Below are 3,109 nucleotides of genomic sequence, written 5' to 3'. Positions count from 1 at the left end.
CCTGAATCAATTTTGTTTGTTATGAAATAACCATTATTGTATCCAAAGAATTTAGATAGCATTATACCGCCCGGTACTGATTTAACTTTTGATATATCAACTGCTGTCGAGATTGAGCCGATCATGTTCCAGCCGGCTGCAACATCGATTGTATCAATTTCAATCGGAAAACCTTTGTATTTTATTGTATCGTTAGAGGCATACTTCAGCCAGTAACCTATTCCATTTTCAAGTGTATCTTTTCTAACATAACCAGCATAATACATAAATGCATTTGATGTTGCGGTAGGATAGAGAGACACTTTAGCATAATCTAATACATCGACGGGTACGCTTATCATATTCCAACCTGTATTAACTGAAGATGGAAGAGTTACTACTCCGGGCAAACGCTCAAGTATATACTCAGCGGTATAATATAAAAATTTCCATCCCTCTCGATTGATATACCGTGTATCACCATCGAGAGAATCGCGGTATTCTTCATCTACTTTTTTCTGAAATGTGAAGATTTGATAAGCACAACTTAATGAATCACCGCCTACAAGAAAGTTTCGAGCACTGGTGAGATACCCGTCGAGCTCTGTTATAAAATTGTTATCGCCTAACCAATTGTAACCTGCAACTTGGAGTTTGGTGCTGATGAGAGTGTCGAGCATGTTCAACACACTTGTTGTTACCGGATCGGGACGAAAATCGCGTAAGAATCGGCCTATGTTCCACTTTGCATCTTGTGGTGGTTGTTGTATTATGAAATCCTTTAAAAATTTTATATATGACGGTTCTAAAAATTTCTTCGAATCACCAGCTACATATCCACTTGGGTCATCAGGCCTTTTAACAATACCAGTGTAATAAAGTGGCACAAAACGATCTGTCTTATCTATGGATTCGGTCATCAAAGCTATTTTCGACATTTCTACCTTTAAATCTGAATCAATTCTATTCACACCATCATAAATTGTGATCCTTCTTCTATAATCTGATATAATAAATCTATTAAGTAATAGTGATATTACATATGGTTTATCAATCTTAGCAAGTACTTCTGCAGCAAGAGAAATTTCTCCCCCATAATGATTTGGATCGTTAATAACTGATGCGAGTAAATTTTTGCACTGATCACGATATTGCGATGACTGTGTATATGCCTCTAAACAATAAATAGCATATCTAATCAGCTTCTTATCAGTTATTGCTGCTTGAACTTTATCAAAATGGTTATAGTATCCATGCTTGGCTAATAATTTTATAGCACGTAAACGATCTTCACCCATGCCCATCATGATAGCGCAAGTATCTAATCCTGTAAATACTCCCGGATCTCCAAGAAAACCACGTATTATTTGATAATGAAAATAACGAGATAAAGGCATGACAGTATCCTGATGTGCATATAACTTCATGCTATCGAGTATAAAACTTCGTTCTGTTGTACCGTGATAATAAGCAAGCACGCTTAAGGGTCCCCAGTATGCCCACATTGGATCGCTTCGTATTATTGATTTTAGTCCTGCTGCAGTGGTGTCATTATTAGATGAAGCGTAATCTATTGGCCCAAGCTGTATATCCCAGTAACCTTGTGAATATAAATTTGTACTCATTAATATAAGAACTATTGCAATATAAAATGTATATTTTTTCATGTTTTCATTCTCCTACGGACATATAATATTATCATTTTGATTTCTCCAGCCTTTCGATCGACCCCAAGCCTTGAATTGCTCGTATATTTTTTCTCGCTTTTCTTGAGTCCTTAGATCTTCATCAATTGCTTTTTCACGAGCTAATTTCTCTTGTTCTGATTCTTTTTTATAACTAGTCGCATTACCAAACGCAAGCGGTATTTTTGAACCTTGTTTTGGCCAACTATCTATTACACTTCTTGCACATGGATATAAACTTGTACGTGGTCTACTTGTAAAAGCATCATAATAAGCTTTATTCATAGAATCTTTAATAGCTAATTTTATATCTTCTAAATGAGTTTCTTCATGTGCCATTATCATACTATCAAAGTAATATTTGTTGGGTACCGGCTCGTTTGATTTATAATTGCCAGCCCTCCAATATATCATTGCTTCCTCCGCTTTTTCATACATCATGCAGGAAGTTATAGTTGTTTGCCAGACAGTTGAATCGCCTCCGAGATTAGTATAACCACTAGAACCACTAGGCAGGCATAGAGAGCTAAATATTGGTATTCGAACTTTAGTCTTGAATTGAAACAACCACCGTTTGTCTGCAGGATTTGTATTATCAAGACAAACAACAGGGTCTTTGTTGATATCATTTATGTCTCGTAATACATTGTAAGTTGGTGGTACTTTATTCATATTCACAAACCACAGCGGAATTGTTAATCCAAACCGTATCGTTCCGGGTTTTACATTGTAACCACAATTATCTACAACAATTGGCTGTGGAAGACTAGCATCGGCAAAGAAGTCTCCCTGTTTATAAACTTCGAAGCTAGTTGTATCTAAAGTTTGCGGTTGTGGATTATTAACTACGCATATTTCTGATGGCTGATAATCAATTAAGGGCCAGTATCCAACACTAACTCCTCTAAATCCCCGATTATCAGTTACAATTAGAGTATCACTGCCATAAGTAAAGCAACCAGGGTACCCAAGAATACGGTATGGGGTCAGAGCATTCTTATCATAAGCAATAAATTTATATTGTGCGATTCCCTGCTGATTCAAAACCGCGCTGTCCTTGTAAGCGTTACAAGGGCTCGATTGCGTGAATGCTTTTCCTCCTGTTGGTGTATCAAAACAAAACCTTCGGTATCTCACCGTAACAATCGTTCCAGTTGTATCAAGAACCTGTGATGTGAGTGTTGTATCTTCTCCAATGATATTAATATTCTGTAATGATTGTTGGGGATTTATTACAATTTTTTCTTTTATCATCACCTGTGCAAACAGAAAATCGCTAAAGAATAGCATTAGGAAAATTATGGAAAGTCTATATCCCGCAGAGAGAGAGAGAGAGAGAGTAAAAATTTTTGTTTCATCTAAAGCCCTATTATAATTTTCGATTTACGAATGACAAATTTCGAATTTAGAATATTTAAAACCAAAAACTCTGTGTGCATTATACG

The 3,109-nt window shown here is 36.2% G+C and carries 2 protein-coding genes; both read right to left on the bottom strand.

All coding sequences use genetic code 11. The annotated features are described in order from the left end of the window. Positions 1–1,646: hypothetical protein (locus QME58_13420; GenBank protein MDI6804814.1), on the bottom strand; the 1,646-nt coding region annotated here is incomplete at its 3' end. 12 nt (positions 1,647–1,658) lie between these two features. Further along, positions 1,659–2,954: a hypothetical protein gene (locus tag QME58_13415; protein MDI6804813.1), complete on the bottom strand. Its 1,296-nt coding sequence runs from the start codon at positions 2,952–2,954 to the stop codon at positions 1,659–1,661. Positions 2,955–3,109: the final 155 nt, after the last annotated feature.

The organism is Bacteroidota bacterium, from assembly GCA_030017895.1.
Taxonomy (GTDB): Bacteria; Bacteroidota; Ignavibacteria; order UBA10030; family BY39; genus JASEGV01.
This window is presented reverse-complemented; position numbering and strand designations above follow the sequence as displayed.